Consider the following 19592-nt stretch of genomic DNA (forward strand, 5'->3'; position numbering starts at 1 on the left):
GGGGCGCGACGGGCCGGCCCCGCCCGATCTGTGGACTCAGACGGGGTAGAAGGGCTCGACGCCGGGCACCGGCTGCTGCCCGCGCACCAGCGTCACCCACGTGCCCCCGGCCAGCACCCACACCGACCCGCCCGCGCTGACCAGCGGCTGCTGGCCGGGCGCGGCCGCCACCGCGGTCGGCTGGCTGGGCAGCCCCGCGGTGGGCACCTCGGTGAGGCCCCAGCCGTCGACCCCGACCTCGTAGGGGACGGTGCCGTCCTCCGCGCCGGTGGCCGCGAGCACCAGCAGGGTGCCCGCGTCACGCCAGGCGACGTCGGTGACGCCGGTCAGCGACGGGGCGATCTCGCGCAGGTCGCGCAGCGCGACCGGGCCGTCGTCGGAGCGGACGACGGTGCCCACCAGCAGCGAGGACCCGTCCGCCCCGCCGACCACGAGCGCGGCGCGCACGCCGTCGGGCGACAGCTGCAGCGCGGTCGCGCGCCCCTGCTGGGGCAGCGTCGGGGCGTTCACCGGCTGCGGCGAGCCGCCAGCGGGCACCCGCACCACGGTCGTCTCGTCGCGGACCACCCAGTACTCCGGCCGCGTCGCGGCGACCGTGGGCGCCGAGAGCCGCCCGGCGGTGAACACCGGCGCGAGCTCCCGGCCGTAGTCGCCGGCCAGGAAGGAGGCGGTGCCGCCGGAGACCGAGACGCCGACCATCGAGGTGAGCGCGCTGGTCCGCGCGTCGGCCGACACCGCCGCGGAGGACAGGCCGTAGGCCCCCTCCCCCGCCGGCCCGGGCGCGGGCCGGCCGTCGACGGTCATCAGCCGCCCGGCGTCCAGGTAGTGCCCGGAGGCGTCCGCGGGCACCGACTCCGGGCTGTAACCGGCCCAGTCGTCGGTGCGCTGCACGGACGGGACGCCCTCGAGCGGCAGCGGCTCGCCGCCGCTGGTGATCTCCACCGCGCTGATCCCGTCGAGCTGGTCGAGCGTCCACACCAGCTGGGCGCACAGCGTGGACAGCTGCGCGGTGTCCAGGTCGTCCAGACCGGCGAGATCGACGGTGACGGTGGACCCCGAGACGGTGACCGCCCGGGTGAGCGTCACGCCCGACAGGGCGTTGCCCACCCCGGCGTTCAGCGCGGGCGAGGGCCCGTCGAGCAGCCGCTGCACCAGCGTCGTCGGCTGGGCTCCGCCGCCGAGCAGGTAGCGCCGGTCGGGCACGACCCGCTGACCGGTCGGGTCGACGAAGTAGGCGGCCAGGTCGTCGTAGAGCCGCTCGAAGTCGGGCACGAGCATGACCAGGCCGTCGGGCGGGTTGGTGATGCGCCACTGCCCGCCCGCCTCGGTGAGCGTGAACTCGTGGGTGAACGGCTGCCCGGTGGAGGCGGTGAACACCCCGCGCGGGTCGACCGTGCCCACCAGGTCGCCGGTGAGCGCCACGGTGCCCTCGTCGAGGGTGACCGTGGCGTAGTCGGCGCCGACCAGGGTGATGCCGGACTCGTCGGACCAGGAGGCCGCCGCCTCGGGCGTGAGGTGGTCGCGGGCGACCGGGTGGCGCTGCACGCTGCTGGCGGCGGCGTCGACGAAGCCGCGCACGATCTCCTCCGGGGAGGCGCCGGCGGCGGGCCCGACCGGTTCGATGCCGACCTCGCCGGCGGGCCGGGTGGGCGCCTCGGTGATCTGCACCGGCGGGGAGCCGGTGGGCACCGTGGAGCAGGCGGTCAGCAGCCCCAGCACGACGGCGGCCAGGACGGCGCGGCGTCGTCTCACGGCCGGTACACCGCCGGGCGGGCCGTCGACCGGGCGCCCGGCTGTGCGGTCGCGCCGGCCGGGCGCCGCACGATGGTGGGCCGCAGCGGCAGCGGGGAGCTGGTGAGGTCGGTGCCCGCGGTCAGCGGGACGGTGAGCCGGAACTGCGCGCCGAGACCGGGCTGGCCCCACACCTGCAGCCAGCCGCCGTGCAGCCGCGCGTCCTCCAGGCTGATCGACAGGCCCAGACCGCTGCCACCGACGGTGCGCACCCGCGAGGGGTCGGCGCGCCAGAACCGGTCGAACACGTGCTGGGCGTCGGCCGAGGTGAGGCCCACGCCGTGGTCGCGGACGGTCACCGCGGCCGCCGTCCGGTTGGCTGCCAGCGTCACCTCGACCGGCTTGCCGCTGCCGTGCTCGATGGCGTTGCCGACGAGGTTGCGCAGGATCCGCTCCACCCGCCGGGCGTCGACCTCGGCGATCACCGGGTCGCGCGGGCAGGTCACCTGCAGCTCGCAGCCGTGCCGCTCGGCGAGCGCCGCCATGCCGTCGGTGACCCGGCCGACGATCGCGCCGAGGTCGGTGGGCGCCCAGTCCAGGACGGCGGCGCCGGCGTCGTAGCGGCTGATCTCGAGCAGGTCCGACAGCAGCCGCTCGAAGCGCTCGAGCTCCTCGTGCAGCAGCTCGGCCGACCGCGCCACGTGCGGCGCGAAGTCCTCCCGCGACTCGTGCAGCACGTCGGCGGCCATCTGCACCGTCGTCAGCGGGGTGCGCAGCTCGTGGCTGACGTCGGAGGTGAACCGCTGCTGGAGCTGCGACAGGCCCTCGAGCTGGGTGATCTGCCGCTGGAGGCTGTCGGCCATCGCGTTGAAGCTGGTGGCCAGCCGGGCGAGGTCGTCCTCGCCGCGGACGGCCATCCGCTCCTCGAGCTGGCCCTCGGCCAGCCGCTGGGCGGTGCCGGCCGCGCGGCGCACCGGGTCGACGACCAGCCGGGTCACGAGCACGCCGATGCCGGCGACGAACAGGGTCAGCGCGATGCCGCTGATCGCCACGGTGCTGCGGATCAGCGAGAGCGTCTCCTCCTCCTGGTCGAGGGGGAAGGCGTAGTACAGCTCGATCTGCCCCGACGACGACGCCCCGCCGGGCACCGGGGAGCCGACCAGCAGCGTCGGACGCTCCTGGCCGGCGTCGTTGGGGACCATCGCGTACTGGTAGGACTGCCCGCCGCCGCGCACGTCGGCGCGCAGCCCGTCGGGCAGCGCCGGGTAGATGCCGGAGCGGCTGACCGCGGGCGGCCGCTCGGTCTCGCCGGCCCGGTAGACCATGACGACGTCGAAGTCGCCGGCCGACCCGCCGCGGGTGAGCAGCTGCTGCACCGTGCGGTCCAGCGTGGTCCGCACGCTCGCTGCGTCACCGGCGGCGATGCCGACCACCTCGGTCTGGGCGTAGAAGACGCCCGACTGCACCTGGTCGATCGCCGCCTGCTGCTTGACGGTGAGCAGCTGCGTGCGGATCTGGCTGAACAGCACCAGGCTGACGATGACGACGACGGTGCCGGCGACGACCATCGTGATCGCGCCGATCCGGACGTGCAGCGAGGAGCGCCAGGCCGACAGCGCGGCGGCCAGCAGCGCGCGGCCGATCCGGCGCGCCCGCCCGGCCCGCCGGCGCACGCCGCGCCGCAGGGTCGGCAGGTCCCGGGGCAGCCGGCGCCGGGCCGCCGACCGGGGCGACTCGAGGACCTCGGCGTCCGCGGGCGCCGCGGCCCGCTCCGCCGTACTCACGCGGTCACGGCGGGCCGGCCTTGTAACCCACCCCGCGCACGGTCAGCACGATCTCCGGCTTCTCCGGGTCGCGCTCGATCTTGGCGCGCAGCCGCTGCACGTGGACGTTGACCAGCCGGGTGTCGGCCGCGTGCCGGTAGCCCCACACCTGCTCGAGCAGCAGCTCGCGGGTGAACACCTGGCGCGGCTTGCGGGCCAGGGCCACCAGCAGGTCGAACTCCAGCGGGGTGAGCGCGATCGGCTGGCCGTCGCGGGTCACCTGGTGGGCCGGGACGTCGATCTGCACGTCGCCGATCGCCAGCGTCTCGGCCTGGCCGGTCTCGCCGCGGCGCAGCTGGGCACGCACCCGGGCGACGAGCTCGACGGGCTTGAACGGCTTGGTCACGTAGTCGTCGGCGCCGGCCTCGAGGCCCTGGACGACGTCGATCGTGTCGCCCTTGGCGGTGAGCATGACGATCGGGACGGTGGACTGGGCGCGGATGTCCTGGGCGATCTGCAGGCCGTTGCGGCCGGGCAGCATCAGGTCGAGCAGGACGATGTCGGGGCGCGTCTGCTGGAACACCGACACCGCGCGGTTCCCGTCGGAGACGAACGCGGGGTCGTAGCCCTCGCGCCGCAGGACGATGCCGAGCATCTCGGCGAGGGCGGCGTCGTCGTCGACGACGAGGACGCGGCCGCGGCTGGGCCCGGCGTTCGCTGCGGTCGGAGGCACGGACCCATTCTGCGACGTCACGGGGCGATAACGGCGGCGCCGGACCGGAGAGTCCGGTCCGGCGCCCCCACGAGCCCCAGGTTCACCCCTCCCGGGGACCGTTCCGGTCCCCCGGGTGAGGGGTCCTGCCGTCAGTAGCGGTAGTGCTCGCTCTTGTACGGGCCCTCGACCGGGACGCCGATGTAGTCGGCCTGCACCTTCGACAGCTCGGTGAGCTTCACGCCGAGCGCGTCGAGGTGCAGTCGGGCCACGTGCTCGTCGAGCTTCTTCGGCAGCACGGTGACGGTGGGCTCCTCGCCCTCGTACGCAGCGCGGTTGCCCCACAGCTCGATCTGGGCGAGCACCTGGTTGGAGAACGAGGCGCTCATGACGAAGCTCGGGTGCCCGGTGGCGTTGCCGAGGTTCAGCAGCCGGCCCTCGGAGAGCACGATGATCGTGTGGCCGTCGGCGAACCGCCACTCGTCGACCTGCGGCTTGATCTGCGTCCGCACGATGCCCGGGGTGCGGGCGAGGCCGGCCATGTCGATCTCGTTGTCGAAGTGGCCGATGTTGCCCACGATCGCCTGGTGCTTGGTCTGCCCGAGCTGCTCCGCGGTGATGATGTCGCGGTTGCCGGTGGCGGTGATGATGATGTCGGCCTTGCCGATGACCTCGTCGAGCGTGGTCACCTCGTAGCCGTGCATCGCCGCCTGCAGGGCGTTGATCGGGTCGATCTCGGTGACGATGACCCGGGCGCCCTGGCCGCGCAGCGACTCCGCGCAGCCCTTGCCGACGTCGCCGTAGCCGCAGACCACCGCGACCTTGCCGCCGATCATGACGTCGGTGGCGCGGTTGATGCCGTCGATGAGCGAGTGCCGGCAGCCGTAGAGGTTGTCGAACTTGCTCTTGGTGACCGAGTCGTTGACGTTGATCGCCGGGAAGAGCAGCCGGCCGTCGCGGGCGAGCTCGTACAGGCGCATGACGCCGGTGGTGGTCTCCTCGGTGACGCCGCGGATGCCCTGGCCGATGCGGGTCCAGTAGCCGGCGTCGGCGGCCAGCGTGCCGCGCAGGACGTCGAGGATGACGCCGTACTCCTCGGAGTCGGCCTCGGTGGTGTCGGGGACGGCGCCGTCGGCCTCGAAGCGGGTGCCGAGGTGCACCAGCAGCGTGGCGTCACCGCCGTCGTCGAGCAGCATGTTGGGGCCGACGACGTCGCCGCTCTCGTCGCGGAACTCGAACAGGCGCTGGGTGCACCACCAGTACTCCTCGAGCGTCTCGCCCTTCCAGGCGAAGACCGGGACGCCGGCGGGCGCCTCGGCCGTGCCCTCGGGGCCGACGACGATCGCGGCGGCGGCGTGGTCCTGGGTGGAGAAGATGTTGCAGGAGACCCAGCGGACGTCGGCGCCGAGCGCGACGAGGGTCTCGATGAGGACGGCGGTCTGCACGGTCATGTGCAGGGAGCCCGCGATGCGGGCGCCGGCCAGCGGCTGCTCGTCGCCGTACTCGGCGCGCAGCGCCATGAGGCCGGGCATCTCGTGCTCGGCGAGCTGGATCTCCTTGCGGCCGAACGGCGCCAGGGAGAGGTCGGCGACCTTGAAGTCGGCCTCGCCGTTCGGGGTGGTCAGGGGACGGGTGCCGGTAGAGGCGGTCATGTCGCTCCAGGGTCGATGCCCCGCGCCGGGTAGGCGGGACCCGGGGTCACTGAGATGAGCGAGCATGCCGAGGCTTCGGCGGGGCTCGTGCCGTCTCCCAGGGTAGCCCAGCGCGGCGGTCAGGACTCGCAGCCGACCCCGTCCCCGTCGCCGTCGAGGCCGGGGTTCCAGCCCGGCTCGCCCTCGCGGAGGGGCGCGGCGCCGGCGGCGCGGGCCGCGGCGCAGTCGGGGAACGGCCCCTGCGGCGTCTCCTGCGCGGGCAGCGGCGCGCCTCCGGGCAGCGGCTCCCCGGGGCAGGTGCCGAGCACCGCGGCCATGGCGTCGTGCTCGGCCTGCGTCACCCACAGGCCGTAGCCGGCCTTCACCGCGACCTGCCGGGCCACGTACGCGCAGCGGTAGGACCGGTCCGGCGGCAGCCAGGTCGCGGCGTCGCCGTCGCCCTTCTGCATGTTGAGCGGGCCGTCGACGGCGAGCAGGTTGAGCGGGTCGTTGGCGAACTGCGTGCGGCGCGCGTCGTCCCACTGCCGCGCGCCCTTCTGCCAGGCGTCCGAGAGCGCGACGACGTGGTCGATCTGCACCGCCTCGCTGGTGCCCTCGCCGCGGCGGAACTCGAGGGTGCGGCCGGAGTACGGGTCGGCGAGGGTGCCGGTGGCGACGACGCAGTCGCGGGTGCCGGGCACGAACGTCTCGCCGGTGAGGTCGCGGGCGAGGACGTCGTTGCGGGTGTCGCAGCCGTTGCGGTCGGTGTCGACCCAGCCGTCGCCGAACTCGTCGCGCTCGTAGCCGGTGCGCGGGCCGCGGCCGCGGACGTCGATCGTCGCGAGGGTCTCCAGGGCGCTGCCCGGCGGGCCGGTCACCGGTGCGGGCGCGGCGCCCGCGCCCAGGTCGCACCCCGACGTCAGGGCCACCACGGCGCCCACCACGGCGCCCAGCGCGGCGAGCGCGCGGCGGGGCGACGGGGAGGGCACGACCGACGCTACGTCGGCCGGCGGGCCCCTCCCCGCCGCGACACGCGACCCCTCCGGCGGGAGGTCGGCGCAGGTCGGTGTCCGGTCAGCGCAGGTTCGTGGTGGCCCGGTAGAGGACGGCCGGGCCGCGGGCGGTGACCGGGGCACCGGCCGGCACGAACGCCGACGTGCCGCGCTCGAGCACCACCTCGCCGTCGGCACCGGCGAGGACCGCGCGGCCCTCGGTGCACAGCACCACCTGCGGGCCGCGGGTGGTCAGCGGGCCGGCCTGCTCGTCGAGCTGGACGCGGGTGAGGTCGAAGTCGTCGACCGGCACCGGGTAGCGCAGGCCACCGGGCCCGAGCACCGGGTGCAGGACCGGGATCTTGCCGTCGGAGAAGTCGAGGACCTCGATGAGCGCGGCCAGGTCGACGTGCTTGCTGGTCAGGCCGCCGCGCAGCACGTTGTCCGAGCTGGCCATCACCTCGACGCCGGCGCCGGACAGGTAGGCGTGCAGGTTCCCCGCGGGCAGGAACACCGCCTCGCCGGGCGCGAGCTTCAGGTGGTTGCACATCAGCGAGATGACGACGCCCGGGTCGCCGGGGTAGGCCTCGGCCAGCGTGGCCGCCCACCGGTAGGTGTTGATGAACTCCGGGTCGTGCGCGGCGACGAAACCGGCGGCGCGCTCGGCCACCACCTCCACCAGGTGCGTGCGCCGCTTGCCCGACAGCGCCAGCAGCTGCGGGATGGCCGCCTGCAGCCCGCCGCGGGCCAGCGCCGCGATCGTCGGCTTGAGGTCGGGCAGCTGCAGCTTGGCCAGGCAGTGCAGCGACTCCTCGATCGGCCGGAAGCCGCACAGCGCCTCGAAGGTGGTCAGCGCGAGCAGCAGCTCGGGCTTGTGCCACGGGTCCTTGAACGTCCGCGTCGGGTCGTCCTTGGGGATCCCGGCCGCCTCCTCGGCGGCGAAGCCCGCGCGGGCCTGGGCCATCGTCGGGTGCGCCTGCAGCGACAGCGGCGCGTCGGCGGCCAGCACCTTCATGAGGAACGGCAGCCGGGCGCCGAAGCGCTCCACCACCGGGGCCCCGAGCAGCCGCTCGGGGTCGGCCGAGATCGCCGCGTCGAGCGGGCTGCCGTCGGGCAGCACGCTCGGCTGGTCGGGGTGGGCGCCCATCCACAGCTCGGCCTCGGGCTGCGCGGCCGGGCTGGGCCGGCCCAGGAGTTCGGGGATGACGGTGCGACTACCCCAGGGGTAGTTCCGGACCGCGCTGCTCAGCTGCCACATCACCGAGCAGGCTAGCGGCGGACGGGCCCGGATCGGCCCGTCCCACCCGTCTCTCCCGCCACATCACCCGGTCGGGCCGGGTGATGCCCCACCCGTTCAGTGGGTGGCCGCCCCCTCGCCCGTCCGGCCCTTGCGGCGGTGCAGCGTCAGGCTCAGCACGAGCACGACCACCGCCCCGACGACGAGGCCGACGACCGCGCTCGCCAGCGTGTTCACCAGCCAGCCGACCACCCCGCCGAGGGCGCCGGTCGCCTCGTGCGCGGCCTCCTCCCAGTGGTGGACGACCTCGTAGAGGGCGTGCCAGCCGAGCTCGTCGGTGCCGACCAGCAGGATGTGGCCGCCGACCCACAGCATCGCCACCGTGCCGATCACGGTGAGCGCCGCCAGCAGCCGCGGCATCGCCTTGACCAGGCCCCGGCCGAACCCGGCCACGCCCCTGCTGTCCGACCGGGACAGCCGCAGGCCGGCGTCGTCCATCTTCACGATGAGCGCGACCACGCCGTAGACGAGCACGGTGATGAGCAGGCCGACGACGACGAGGATCGCCGCCCGGGACCAGAAGCCCTCGTCGGCCACCTCGTTGAGCGAGATCACCATGATCTCGGCCGACAGGATCAGGTCGGTGCGCACGGCGCCGCGCACGAGGGTGTCCTCGTCCGGCGGGTGGTTCTCCGCGTCGCCGTGCGCGGCGGAGTGCCCGCGCAGCCGGTGCCAGATCTTCTCGGCGCCCTCGTAGCAGAGGTAGGCGCCGCCGACCATGAGGATCGGGGTGAGCAGCCACGGCAGGAACTCGCTGAGCAGCAGGATCGCCGGGAGGATGACCAGCAGCTTGTTGCGCAGCGACCCGAGCGCGATGCGCCGGATGATCGGGATCTCCCGCTGGGCGCTGATGCCCTGCACGTACTGGGGCGTGACCGCGGTGTCGTCGACGACGACCCCGGCGGCCTTCATGCTCGCCTTGCCCGCCGCGGCCCCCACGTCGTCGATCGAGGCGGCCGCGGCGCGGGCGATCAGCGCCACGTCGTCGAACAGGGCTACGAGTCCACCGGCCACGGGAGGTCCTTCCAGTCGGTCAGCAGTCGGGTGCGCTGCACGGTCGTTCGCGATCCGGTACCCCGCCCCGGCGGTGGGGACACCGGCCGTCCGGCGTCACCGCCGCTGCGCGCGTTCCTGGTCCAGCGCCAGGGCCAGGTAGACGGCGGTGAAGTCGGCGACGGCGAGCTGCCGGGCGAGCCGGGGCAGCCGGCCCCAGCGCTCGGGCTCGCCGTGCTCGGCCAGCCCGCTGACCGGCACGTTGTTCGCCGCGGCGGTGCGCAGCACCTCGGCCATGGCCTCCCGCGCCGAGCGCGGCTCCCGTTCCCCCGCGCCGTCGTGGGAGGCGGCGTCGGTGTCGCGGACGGTGAGCAGCCGCAGCCGCCGGCCGGTGTCCTCGGCGCGGTCGCGGAAGAAGTCGTCGGCGTCGGGGGTGGCCAGCGGCCCGCCGAGCACCGCGCAGGCGGCCACCCGCTGGTCGGGCAGCCGGAACCCGCTGGTGGGCAGGCCGGCGAGGGTGGCCAGCTGGTCGGCGAACCGCGCGGCGGCGGTGTCGGCCATCGGACCCTCGGCGGCGATGACCGGCAGGGCGTCGAGCAGCTCGAGCGCGAGGGTCTTCGCCGGGTTGACGAAGGACTCCTGCGCCGGGCCGCACTCCACGGCGACCTCGTCGAGGGCGGCGGCGATCGCCTCGGGGTCGGCGACCTCGGGCCGGACCAGCTCCAGCTCGGTGACCAGCCGCAGCATCGGGGTGAGCAGCGACCACAGCGTCGTGTGGCGGACCCGCGAGCGCGGCAGCGGCACGTAGGGCATCCGCGCCGTCGAGCAGGCCGCCCGCAGCGGCGCGTCCTCGGCGCCGATGCCGAGCAGGGTGACGCCGCGGCGCGCGGCCTCGTAGGCCGGGGTCACCGCGTACCGGCCCGCGCCGGTGCGGGTGGCGACGACGGCGACGTCGGCGGGCCCGGTCCACACCGGCAGGTCCGGGCCGGGGACGACGTCGACGGTGACCGGGCTGGCCGGGCCGAGCAGCGCGCGCAGCACCGACGCCGCGACCGCGCCCTCGCGGCGGGCGACGACGACCAGCCCGCGGGGGCGGCCGCCGCCGGTGACCGGCCCGAGGCCCGCCTCGTCGACCAGGCGCGAGGTCTCGCGCACCTGCGCGCCGGCGCCGGCGACGGCCGGCAGCAGCCCGCGCGGGTCGCGGGCGCGCAGCACGTCGAGGTCGTCGAGGACCTCCTCGGCCAGCTCCGGCGAGGTCATGCTCCCCCGCTCCCCCCGCGGTGACGCGCCTCGTCGAGCAGCAGGACCGGGATCCCGTCGCGGACGGGGAAGGCCCGGTCGCACTCGGTGCACAGCAGCTCGCCCGCCGCCTCGTCGACGGTGAGCGGCGCGTGGTGGGTGTCGGGGCAGGCCAGGATCTCCAGCAGCACCGGGTCCAGGCCGAGCGGTCCCGTCGCGGTCATGCGCGCACCATCCCCAGCACCCGGTCCCGGAGCTGTTCCATCCGCGCCGCGTCGGGCGCCTCCACGTTCAGCCGCAGCAGCGGCTCGGTGTTGCTCGCCCGCAGGTTGAACCACGAGCCGTCGGGCAGGTCGACGGTGAGCCCGTCGAGCTCGTCGAACGTCGCGCCCTCGGCCTCGAACGCCTCGCGGACGGCGGCGGTGCGCCCGGCGGCGTCGTCGACCCGGGAGTTGATCTCCCCGGAGGCGGCGTAGCGGCTGTAGGCGGCGGTGAGCTCCGACAGCGGCCGGGACTGCTCGCCGAGGGCGGCCAGCACGTGCATCGCGGCGAGCATGCCGGTGTCGGCGCGCCAGAAGTCGCGGAAGTAGTAGTGCGCGGAGTGCTCGCCGCCGAAGACGGCGTCGGTGCGGGCCATCTCGGCCTTGATGAACGAGTGGCCGACGCGGGTGCGCACCGGCTGCCCGCCGTGCTCGCGGACGATCTCCGGCACCGCACGCGAGGTGATCAGGTTGTGGATCACCGTCGTCCCGTGGCCCTTGGCCAGCTCGCGGACGGCGACCAGCGCGGTCACCGCCGAGGGGCTCACCGGCTCCCCGCGCTCGTCGACGACGAACACCCGGTCGGCGTCACCGTCGAAGGCCAGCCCGATGTCGGCGCCCTCGCGGACGACGGCGGCCTGCAGGTCGACCAGGTTGGCCGGGTCCAGCGGGTTGGCCTCGTGGTTGGGGAAGGTGCCGTCGAGCTCGAAGTACAGCGGGACGACATCGAGCGGCAGCCCGTCGAGCACCACCGGGACGGTGTGCCCGCCCATGCCGTTGCCGGCGTCGACGACGACCCGCAGCCGCCGGATGGCCGACAGGTCGACCAGCCGGCGCAGGTGGGCGGCGTACTCGGCGAGCAGGTCGCGCCGGGTGACCTCGCCGGTGCGGCCGGGGTCGCGGTCGTAGGCGTCGACCTCGGCCCACTCGCGGATGGTGGCCAGCCCGGACTCCTGCCCCACGGGGGCGGCGCCGGCGCGGCAGAGCTTGATGCCGTTGTACTGCGCCGGGTTGTGGCTGGCGGTGAACATCGCGCCGGGCACGTCGAGCGAGCCGGCGGCGAAGTAGAGCAGGTCGGTGGAGCCGAGCCCCGCCTCGACGACGTCGACGCCGCGGGACAGGACGCCCTCGGCGAAGGCGCGCGACAGCGGCACCGACGAGGGGCGCATGTCGTGCGCCGTCACGACGGTCGTGGCACCGCTCTCGGCGGCCACGAACTCGGCGAAGGCGGCGCCGATGCGCCGCGCCACGTCCTCGTCCCACTCGTCCGGGACCACGCCCCGGACGTCGTAGGCCTTGATGATCGACGACAGATCCGCCACAGCCCACCCTCGCGCCGGCCTCGCCCCGGGCCGACCCCGGTGCCGGACGACCCTATCCGGAGCCGCGGGCGGGTGCGCCTAGTCGAGGTCGGGGAGCACCCGGAGGTGTCCCCGCCGGGTGCCGCGGCCGTCGTCGGCCGGGTTGCGCGGGGGCTCGGGACGGGCGGCCTCGCGGACGGCGTCGGCCAGCGCGAGCAGGTCGTCGCCGGTCGGGCCGGAGTCCTCGACGTCGATCTCGTGCCGGACGACCTCCCAGCCGCGCGGCACGGTCAGCCGCTCGGCGTGGAACTCGCAGAGGTCGTAGCTGTGCGGCTCCGAGAACGTCGCCAGCGGACCCACGACGGCGGTCGACTCCGCGTAGACGTAGGTCAGGGTCGCCGCCGCCGGTTGCGCGCAGCCGCTGCGCGAGCAGCGACGTGACTGCCTCACCACCGGTTCCTCACGCGAGGCACAGTAGCCCCGCCCACGGGGTCCGGCGAGCAGGCGCACCGGTCCAGCGCACCACCTCTCCCATCCAACCCGACGTCCCCGCGCGCCCCGGGACCGGGTCCGCCCGGGCCCGCGGCGGACCCGCCGGACCCTGCCGGGCCCCGCGCGCGCTGCCCGCCCCCGCGGGCGCGCCGTACGCTCGGCGCGCCATGAGCCGACCCGCCCCGCGACCCTCCTCCGGCCGTTCCCGCTCCCGCCGCGACCGCCACGGCCGCGGCCTGCGCGGGCGCCTGGTACCCGAGGAGGTCCCGCTCTCGCGCAGCCGCGCCGAGCAGTTCGACGACCTGGTGCTCGACGCGGTCGAGGACATCGAGCGCCGCTGGGAGCGCGAGCTCGCCGGGGTGGAGTTCGCCGTCGAGGACGTGCCGTGGGTGGACCACACCGACCCCGACGAGGTGGTGCTGGACCCCGACGTGCTCGACGACGGGACGGTGCCGCTGGCCCGGGTGCTGCCGGCGCACCGCGAGGACGGCCGCGAGGTGCCGCCGCGGATCGTCGTCTACCGGCGGCCGCTGGAGATCCGGGCGCACGACCGCGACGACCTCGCCGACCTCGTCCGCGACGTCGTCGTCGACCAGGTGGCGGTGCTGCTCGGCCGCGACCCCGAGGAGATCGACCCCACGGGCTGAGGCCCCACGGGTCAGCGCTCGACCGGGCTGCCCAGCTCCTCGGCCATGCCGCGCGCCTCGTCGAGGCGGGCGCGGGCGAAGGCGACGTCGAGACCGTCGCCGCGGTCGGCGCGGGTGAGCCGCGCGGCCAGCTGCTCCAGGGCGACGGCGTGCCACAGCAGGCCGACGTCGGGCTCCTCCCAGCCGGCGGTGCGCGAGAGCACCACCTCGCCGATCTGCGCGCGGTCCTGCGCGTCGGGCGTGGTCGCCCACAGCGTGAGCAGGTCGCGGTGCCGGGGTGCCGCGCGCACGCCGGACCACTCGAGGACGACGACCCGGTCGCCGTCGTCGGCGCCGTCGGCGTCGAGGACGACGTTCGCTGCGCGGTAGTCGCCGTGCCCGACCTCCGACAGCGGCAGCTGCGCCGCGGCGGCGCGGACGGCCCGGAGCTCCCCCATCCGCAGGCCGCCGCGCAGCAGCCGGCCGGTGTCGCCGACGGTGCTGCGCGCCCGGCGCAGCGCCGGCCCGGCCGGAGGGGTCCACGGCTGGCCCGGCGGCACGGGCAGCGGCGCGATGCGGACGGCGGTCTCCACCGCCGCGGCCGTCCACCGCTGGCCGCCGGAGGCGCCCGGGTGCACGCGGCGGGACAGCAGCCAGCGGCCGTCGTCGGCGGCGGCGAGCACCTCGGGGACGCCGACCTGCCGCTCCTCGGCCCAGCGCCGGCCGCGCAGCTCCGCCCGCAGCCGGCGGCGGCCGCTCTCGGTGACGGCGAGGTCGAGGACGCGGTCGGCGAGCACGCCCTGCACCACGCCCAGCCGGGCGCTGAGGTCGGCGACCGCGGTCACCGGCTGGGTGACGCCCAGCTCGGCGAGCAGCGAGGCCACGCGGTCACGGACACCGGACGACGTCGACCCGCTGTCTGCCACAGCCGGATCGTGTCAGGCCCCCCGTCCGGCCGCGACGGCTGATCCACCCGGGTCGCCCTGCGATGCTCTGCGGGATGGAGTCCACCGCGCCGGTCGCCGCCTGGGTGGTGCTGGGCGTGGCGCTGGCGGGCCTCGCCGCCGTCGCGGTGCTCCTGGCCCGCACCCGGCCGGCGGTGCGCCGCCCGGCCACGCGGCCCGCTGTCCCCACGCCGGCGCCCGCCTCCCGCTGGGCGCAGGACGACCTGCCCGGCTTCCTCGACGCGCCGCCGGGGACGCCGCTCCCGCCGGCGGTCCCGGCGCCGGAGCCCCCGGTCCCGGACGGGCCCGGCGACGACGGCGACGCCGGCCGAGCGGTGGCCGTCCTCGGCGCGGCGGCGCTGGCGCTGGTCGCCGTCCTGGCCGGGGTCGCCCTGGCCGCGCGGGACGACCCCGCCTCCTCGCCCGCTCCCCCGCCGGTCGCCACGCCCGCTCCTCCGCCGCCGGCGCCGTCCCCGGCCGCACCGTCGCTGCCCCCGGTCCCGGCCGACCCGCTGCCCGGCGAGCGGGGCGCGGGCCTGCTCGCCGCACGGTCGGTGCCCCTCGGCGACACCGGCGTCAGCGCCCGGCTGGCCCTGGGCGGCCTGGTGCTCGAGCGGCGCGCGGTCGGGGTGAGCGTCGGCTACCCCGCCGTCAGCGTCACCGTGGGCGAGGGCGGGGCGGCGCTCGCGCACCTGCGGCTGGTCACCTGGAACTGCCTGGGCAGCACCGCGCCGGAGGACCCGGCGGCGGCCGGCTGCACGGCCACCGGCGTCGAGTACGCCGACCTGCCGGCCCCGGCGCTCGGGGTCACCCGTGACGGCGACGCCCTCCGGCTGGCGGGCCGCTTCCCCACCTACACGCGACCCAACGGCACCCCGCCGGCCTACACCGGCCGCGTGTACGACCTCAGCGTCACGGTCGCGCCGGCGGAGCCGCCGCGCGGCGGCGAGGCCCCCGCCGAGGGCACGCTGTTCCTCGGCACCGACCGGGCGGAGTCGCTGCCCGACCCGTCGCTCAGCCGGATCCGCGTCCCCGGCTGAGCCGCCGGCCCGCCGGCGCGCTCACGGGGAGCAGGGGGACGACCCGGTCCACGGCCGCGCGGACGACCCTGCCGCGGCCGGTGAGCGACACGCCGACCAGCGGCGCGCCCCGCTCCTCGCGCAGGCCGCCGACCTCGGAGCGTCCCCACCAGGGCAGCCGGTCGTCGCCGTCGAGCAGGGTGAGCAGCCCGGCGCGCAGCCGCCCGCCGTCGCGGACGGTGGCCACCTCGAGCCGGCCGGCCGCCGCGTGCAGCCGGGCGGCGGCGCGGACGAGGGCGGCCGCGCGGCGGTCGCGGACCTCGGCGAGGAGGTCGGGCAGGGCGGCGTCGAGGTCGCGGGCGTCGCGACTGCGGACGAGTTCCCCGGTGGGGACGGCGCCGAGGTCGTCGACCAGGCGGCTGCTGCGGGCACGGGCGAGCGCGGCGTCGGGCCGCCGCCGCGCCAGCGCGCGCACGGTCGGGTCGCCCAGCGGGAGCCCGGTCAGGCGCATCCGCCAGGGGCGGCGCAGCGCCGTCAGCACCCCGAGCACGCCCGCGGCGAGGGCGTCGGCGACGTCGTCGTCGCGGGCGAGCAACCGCGCGGCGGGACGGCCGCCCGGCACGGGCAGCCCGTCACCGAGGAGCGTCGCGGTGACCACCGGGCCGGCGGTCGCGAGGGCCAGCAGCGCCAGCCCGTCGGGGCCGGCGGACCCGCCGCGTCCGGCCACCACCGCCACGGGCAGCGGCCGGGGCCGGCGGTACGCCGACTCCACCGACAGCACGGTGGTGAGCCAGGGCGCCGAGGCGGTCAGCGGTGCCCGCAGGTCGCGGGCCAGCGGCACGGCCGCGCGCAGCTCGCGCACCACCTGCGCCCGGCCGCGTGCGACCCGGGTGCGCGCGTCCCCCACCCGCTCATCCGACCACAGGGACGCCGCAGCCCCCGGCGGCGGTGCCGCCGGGGGCTGGTGAGGAGAGGCCGGGGTCTCGCACGTCGGTGTGTCGGACGGCCCGTCGGGCGGCCGGCCGGCCACCCCGGAGGATCAGATGGCGCGACGGCGCAGGCGGCGGCGCTCCCGCTCGGAGAGCCCGCCCCAGATGCCGAAGCGCTCGTCGTTGGCCAGCGCGTACTCGAGACACTCGGCCTTGACCTCGCAGCCGGTGCAGATCTTCTTCGCCTCGCGCGTGGAGCCGCCCTTCTCGGGGAAGAACGCCTCCGGGTCGGTCTCGGCGCACAGCGCGCGCTCCTGCCAGGACGCGATGTCGTCGGTCAGGCCCATGCCGAGCATGCCCATCAGACCCTGGTCGGCGGCGCCGGCGCCCCGGCCGGACCGCTCGGCTCCGCTGACGTAGTCACTCAGCCACGAGACCTCTGCCATGACGATGCGTCCCCTCTCGCTGTCGTCCGGGGCGCGGTGCGCCGGGTTCCTCCCGGCGCTCGCCTGCGCCTCACACCGCCGGAATTACACGCGTGTCGTTGCCCGAGCGTCAACATCGCCCGGTGTAAGCGGTTGACCACACCCGTCACACCCATCACGGATCGTTCGTCAGTTCTCGTGCACCTTCGCAACACGCCCGTCGAACAGTGGACAAGTGCCCATGGGGCACGATGACTTTCGTGGAGATCGTCGTCCTCGCCGGAGGTGTCGGAGGAGCCCGCTTCCTCACCGGGCTGCGGGACGTGGCACCGCCCGGGTCGGTCACCGCGGTGGTCAACACCGGCGACGACGTGACGATGCACGGCCTGCGGATCTGCCCCGACCTCGACAGCGTGGTCTACACGCTCGGCGGCGGCATCGACCCGGAGCGTGGCTGGGGCCGCACCGGCGAGACCTGGACGGTCAAGGAGGAGCTGGCCGCCTACGGCGCCGAGCCCACCTGGTTCGGCCTCGGCGACCGCGACCTCGCCACCCACCTGGTCCGCACCCGGATGCTCGACGCCGGCTACCCGCTCTCCGACGTCACCGCCGCGCTGGCCACCCGCTGGGAGCCGGGCGTCACCGTGCTGCCGATGAGCGACCAGCGGGTCGAGACGCACGTCGTGGTCGACGACCCGGACACCGGCCGCCGCGGCGCCATCCACTTCCAGGAGTGGTGGGTGCGCCACCGCGCGCGGCTCGACGCGCACGCGTTCGTGCAGGTCGGCGCCGAGCGGGCCCGCCCGGCACCGGGCGTGGCCGAGGCGCTGGCCCGGGCCGACGCCGTGCTCCTCGCGCCGTCGAACCCCGTGGTGTCGATCGGCACGATCCTCGGCGTGCCCGGCCTGCGCGAGGCGCTGCTGGCCACCCCGGGCCGGATCGTGGGGCTGTCCCCCGTCGTCGACGGCGCCGTGGTGCGCGGGATGGCCGACCGCTGCCTGCCGGTGGTCGGCGTCGAGGTCAGCGCCGAGGGCGTGGGCCGGCACTACGGCGCCCGCTCCGACGGCGGCCTGCTCGACGCGTGGCTGGTGCACACCGGCGACCCGGCGCAGGTGCCCGGCGTCGACGTGCGCGCCGTCCCGCTGCTCATGGACTCGCCGGGGGCCACTGCCGCCATGGCCCGCGCCGCCCTGGACGCCGCGGGTGTCTGACGAAGGACCCCTCCGCCCCCCGCCGCTCGCGAGCTCGCGACGGGCCCCTGCGGAGGGGCCGACGGTGGGCATCTCCGTTCATCCGGTCCTGGGGCTGCCCGAGTTCACCGCCGGCGACGACCTGGCCGGCGCGGTGGCCGCCGCCGCGCCGTGGCTGGCCGACGGCGACGTCGTCGTCGTGACCTCGAAGGTCGTGTCGAAGGTGGAGGGCCGGGTGGTCCCGGTGCCGCCGGGCGCCGACCGCGAGGCGGTGCGCCAGCGGGCCATCGACGAGGAGACCGTGCGGGTGGTGGCCCGCCGCGGGCCGCTGAAGATCGTCGAGACGCGGCACGGCTGGGTGGTCGCCGCGGCCGGCATCGACGCCTCCAACGTGCCCGGCGACTCGCTGGTCCTGCTCCCGGAGGACGCCGACGCCTCCGCGCGCCGCCTGCGCGTGCGGCTGCGGGAGCTGCTCGGCGTCGACGTGGCGGTGGTCGTCAGTGACACCTTCGGCCGCACCTGGCGGGAGGGGCTCACCGACGTCGCGGTGGGATCGGCGGGGATCGCCGCGCTGACCGACCACCGCGGCGACGTCGACGCGCACGGCAACCGGCTGGAGACCACGCAGGTCGCCGTCGTCGACGAGCTCGCCTCGGCCGCCGACCTGGTGAAGGGGAAGCTCGGCGGGGTGCCGGTCGCCGTCGTCCGGGGGCTGCCCTTCGAGCGGCTCGACGAGGACCCCGGCACCCGGCCGCTGGTGCGGCTGGGCCCCGGCGACCTGTTCCCCTACGGCAGCCGCGACCTGGTGGCCACCCGCCGGCCGGCCGCCGACCTGGTGCCGCGGCCCGGCGACCGCGAGGCGGTGGCCGAGGCGTTCCGGGTGGCCAGCGCCGCGCTGCCGGAGTTCCCGGTGGTGCTGCGGCACGGCGGCGAGGGCGACGGCGCCGTCGACGTGCACCTGACCGAGCGGGCCACCACCACGGCGGCGCTCAACCTCGGCGCGCTGATCGGGGCCGTCGTGGTGCAGCTGCACGCCGAGGGCTGGTCGACCCGCTGGGAGCCGGTGGGCAGCCCGGGCGGCTCCTCCCTCGTCGGGAGGTTGTGGCTCGGCTCCCCGCGCGCCTGACCAGCAGGTCTCGGTAGCGTCCGCCGTCATGCGGGGGATCATCCTGGCCGGGGGCACCGGCAGCCGCCTGTTCCCGATCACCCAGGCGGTCAGCAAGCAGCTGATGCCCGTCTACGACAAGCCGATGGTCTACTACCCGCTCTCGACGCTGATGATGGCCGGCGTCCGCGAGGTGCTGGTGATCACCACCCCTGGCGACCAGGCGGCCTTCCGCGCCCTGCTCGGCGACGGCGCCCGGCTCGGGATGCGGATCGAGTACGCGGTGCAGGAGCGTCCCGAGGGCCTCGCGCAGGCGTTCCTCATCGGCGCGGACTTCGTCGGGGACGAGGCGGTCGCGCTGGTCCTCGGCGACAACATCTTCTACGGCGCGGGCCTCGGCACGGCGCTCGGCCGCCTCCCGGAACCCGACGGCGGGCACGTGTTCGCCTACCACGTGGCCAACCCGGCCGACTACGGCGTCGTGGAGTTCGACCCGTCCGGCCGCGTGCTGTCCATCGAGGAGAAGCCCGCGACGCCGAAGAGCTCCTACGCGGTGCCGGGCCTGTACTTCTACGAGTCCTCGGTGGTCGAGGTGGCCCGCTCGATCCGGCCCAGCGCGCGCGGCGAGCTGGAGATCACCGCCGTCAACGAGCACTACCTGCGCGAGGGCCGGCTGACCGTGACCGTCCTCGACCGCGGGACCGCCTGGCTGGACACCGGGACCTTCACCTCGTTGCGTCAGGCGACGGAGTTCGTCTCGGTGGTCGAGGAGCGGCAGGGCCTCAAGATCGGCTGCATCGAGGAGGTCGCCTGGCGGCAGGGCTGGCTCGACGACGACGGCCTGCGCCGCGCCGCCGAGCCGCTGGCCAAGAGCGGCTACGGCGACTACCTGCTGCGCCTGCTCGAGGACCGCTAGATCCGGATCTCCCGCGAGATCTGCACA

General features: G+C 76.0%; 19 protein-coding genes. 5 read left to right on the forward strand and 14 right to left on the reverse strand.

The window, feature by feature from the left end:
* Nucleotides 1-36: 36 nt before the first annotated feature.
* The 11 genes from ACI79X_RS12860 to ACI79X_RS12910 form a co-directional block, all read right to left on the reverse strand.
* Nucleotides 37-1752, reverse strand: a complete 1716-nt coding sequence (locus tag ACI79X_RS12860; protein ID WP_457025793.1) for an LpqB family beta-propeller domain-containing protein — start codon at nt 1750-1752, stop codon at nt 37-39.
* Nucleotides 1749-3515 carry an MtrAB system histidine kinase MtrB gene (gene mtrB, locus ACI79X_RS12865; RefSeq protein ID WP_457025794.1) on the reverse strand — a complete coding sequence of 589 codons (1767 nt, stop codon included), beginning with the start codon at nt 3513-3515 and terminating at the stop codon, nt 1749-1751. Before mtrB ends, ACI79X_RS12860 begins: the two co-directional genes overlap by 4 nt.
* A gap of 4 nt (nt 3516-3519) precedes the next feature.
* Nucleotides 3520-4227 (reverse strand): MtrAB system response regulator MtrA, encoded by a 708-nt coding sequence (mtrA, locus tag ACI79X_RS12870; RefSeq protein WP_457025795.1) that lies wholly within the window; start codon nt 4225-4227, stop codon nt 3520-3522.
* 131 nt (nt 4228-4358) lie between these two features.
* Nucleotides 4359-5858: an adenosylhomocysteinase gene (gene ahcY / locus ACI79X_RS12875; protein ID WP_457025796.1), complete on the reverse strand. Its 1500-nt coding sequence runs from the start codon at nt 5856-5858 to the stop codon at nt 4359-4361.
* A gap of 119 nt (nt 5859-5977) precedes the next feature.
* The gene (locus ACI79X_RS12880; RefSeq protein ID WP_457025797.1) at nt 5978-6826 is read right to left on the reverse strand and encodes an HNH endonuclease family protein; all 849 of its coding nucleotides are present in this window, start codon (nt 6824-6826) and stop codon (nt 5978-5980) included.
* 85 nt (nt 6827-6911) lie between these two features.
* Nucleotides 6912-8087, reverse strand: a complete 1176-nt coding sequence (manA, locus tag ACI79X_RS12885) for a mannose-6-phosphate isomerase, class I (RefSeq protein WP_457025798.1) — start codon at nt 8085-8087, stop codon at nt 6912-6914.
* A gap of 96 nt (nt 8088-8183) precedes the next feature.
* Complete coding sequence (locus ACI79X_RS12890) at nt 8184-9140, reverse strand: DUF808 domain-containing protein (RefSeq protein WP_457025799.1); 957 nt, start codon at nt 9138-9140, stop codon at nt 8184-8186.
* A gap of 96 nt (nt 9141-9236) precedes the next feature.
* Nucleotides 9237-10379 carry an SIS domain-containing protein gene (locus tag ACI79X_RS12895; protein WP_457025800.1) on the reverse strand — a complete coding sequence of 381 codons (1143 nt, stop codon included), beginning with the start codon at nt 10377-10379 and terminating at the stop codon, nt 9237-9239.
* Nucleotides 10376-10582 (reverse strand): Trm112 family protein, encoded by a 207-nt coding sequence (locus ACI79X_RS12900; protein ID WP_457025801.1) that lies wholly within the window; start codon nt 10580-10582, stop codon nt 10376-10378. The genes ACI79X_RS12895 and ACI79X_RS12900 overlap by 4 nt, the downstream gene beginning before the upstream one ends.
* Complete coding sequence (locus ACI79X_RS12905; protein ID WP_457025802.1) at nt 10579-11940, reverse strand: phosphomannomutase/phosphoglucomutase; 1362 nt, start codon at nt 11938-11940, stop codon at nt 10579-10581. The genes ACI79X_RS12900 and ACI79X_RS12905 overlap by 4 nt, the downstream gene beginning before the upstream one ends.
* Before the next feature lie 78 nt (nt 11941-12018).
* A complete protein-coding gene (locus tag ACI79X_RS12910) occupies nt 12019-12369 on the reverse strand; it encodes a DUF3499 domain-containing protein (RefSeq protein ID WP_457025803.1) in 351 nt (116 codons plus the stop codon).
* Nucleotides 12370-12578: 209 nt separating this feature from the next.
* Between ACI79X_RS12910 and ACI79X_RS12915 the strand changes: the two genes are divergently transcribed.
* Nucleotides 12579-13058 (forward strand): metallopeptidase family protein, encoded by a 480-nt coding sequence (locus ACI79X_RS12915; RefSeq protein WP_457025804.1) that lies wholly within the window; start codon nt 12579-12581, stop codon nt 13056-13058.
* Nucleotides 13059-13069: 11 nt separating this feature from the next.
* Here the strand turns inward: ACI79X_RS12915 and ACI79X_RS12920 are convergent, their stop codons facing one another.
* Complete coding sequence (locus ACI79X_RS12920) at nt 13070-13963, reverse strand: hypothetical protein (protein WP_457025805.1); 894 nt, start codon at nt 13961-13963, stop codon at nt 13070-13072.
* 74 nt (nt 13964-14037) lie between these two features.
* Here ACI79X_RS12920 and ACI79X_RS12925 point away from each other — a divergent pair, with 74 nt between their 5' ends.
* Complete coding sequence (locus ACI79X_RS12925) at nt 14038-15021, forward strand: hypothetical protein (RefSeq protein ID WP_457025806.1); 984 nt, start codon at nt 14038-14040, stop codon at nt 15019-15021.
* Here the strand turns inward: ACI79X_RS12925 and ACI79X_RS12930 are convergent.
* Both ACI79X_RS12930 and ACI79X_RS12935 read right to left on the reverse strand, forming a co-directional pair.
* On the reverse strand, nt 14996-15907 hold the full coding sequence (locus ACI79X_RS12930) for a hypothetical protein (RefSeq protein ID WP_457025807.1): 912 nt from the start codon (nt 15905-15907) through the stop codon (nt 14996-14998). The genes ACI79X_RS12925 and ACI79X_RS12930 overlap by 26 nt on opposite strands.
* A gap of 132 nt (nt 15908-16039) precedes the next feature.
* The gene (locus tag ACI79X_RS12935; protein ID WP_175562932.1) at nt 16040-16291 is read right to left on the reverse strand and encodes a WhiB family transcriptional regulator; all 252 of its coding nucleotides are present in this window, start codon (nt 16289-16291) and stop codon (nt 16040-16042) included.
* Nucleotides 16292-16605: 314 nt separating this feature from the next.
* Between ACI79X_RS12935 and cofD the strand changes: the two genes are divergently transcribed.
* The 3 genes from cofD to rfbA all read left to right on the forward strand — a co-directional run bounded on the left by cofD (nt 16606) and on the right by rfbA (nt 19565).
* Complete coding sequence (cofD, locus tag ACI79X_RS12940) at nt 16606-17565, forward strand: 2-phospho-L-lactate transferase (protein WP_457025808.1); 960 nt, start codon at nt 16606-16608, stop codon at nt 17563-17565.
* Nucleotides 17566-17629: 64 nt separating this feature from the next.
* Complete coding sequence (locus ACI79X_RS12945) at nt 17630-18670, forward strand: coenzyme F420-0:L-glutamate ligase (RefSeq protein WP_457025809.1); 1041 nt, start codon at nt 17630-17632, stop codon at nt 18668-18670.
* Between the two features lie 28 nt (nt 18671-18698).
* Nucleotides 18699-19565 (forward strand): glucose-1-phosphate thymidylyltransferase RfbA, encoded by an 867-nt coding sequence (rfbA, locus tag ACI79X_RS12950; protein WP_457025810.1) that lies wholly within the window; start codon nt 18699-18701, stop codon nt 19563-19565.
* Nucleotides 19566-19592: the final 27 nt, after the last annotated feature.

The organism is Geodermatophilus sp. SYSU D01119 (genome assembly GCF_054049975.1).

Bases quoted from the DNA above. Each gene is read 5' to 3' on its own strand.
- ahcY (WP_457025796.1), bottom strand. From the start codon at position 5,858: ATGACCGCCTCTACCGGCACCCGTCCCCTGACCACCCCGAACGGCGAG.
- manA (WP_457025798.1), bottom strand. From the start codon at position 8,087: ATGTGGCAGCTGAGCAGCGCGGTCCGGAACTACCCCTGGGGTAGTCGC.
- ACI79X_RS12895 (WP_457025800.1), bottom strand. From the start codon at position 10,379: ATGACCTCGCCGGAGCTGGCCGAGGAGGTCCTCGACGACCTCGACGTG.
- ACI79X_RS12900 (WP_457025801.1), bottom strand. From the start codon at position 10,582: ATGACCGCGACGGGACCGCTCGGCCTGGACCCGGTGCTGCTGGAGATC.
- ACI79X_RS12915 (WP_457025804.1), top strand. From the start codon at position 12,579: ATGAGCCGACCCGCCCCGCGACCCTCCTCCGGCCGTTCCCGCTCCCGC.
- ACI79X_RS12925 (WP_457025806.1), top strand. From the start codon at position 14,038: ATGGAGTCCACCGCGCCGGTCGCCGCCTGGGTGGTGCTGGGCGTGGCG.
- ACI79X_RS12935 (WP_175562932.1), bottom strand. From the start codon at position 16,291: ATGGGCATGCTCGGCATGGGCCTGACCGACGACATCGCGTCCTGGCAG.
- cofD (WP_457025808.1), top strand. From the start codon at position 16,606: ATGACTTTCGTGGAGATCGTCGTCCTCGCCGGAGGTGTCGGAGGAGCC.
- rfbA (WP_457025810.1), top strand. From the start codon at position 18,699: ATGCGGGGGATCATCCTGGCCGGGGGCACCGGCAGCCGCCTGTTCCCG.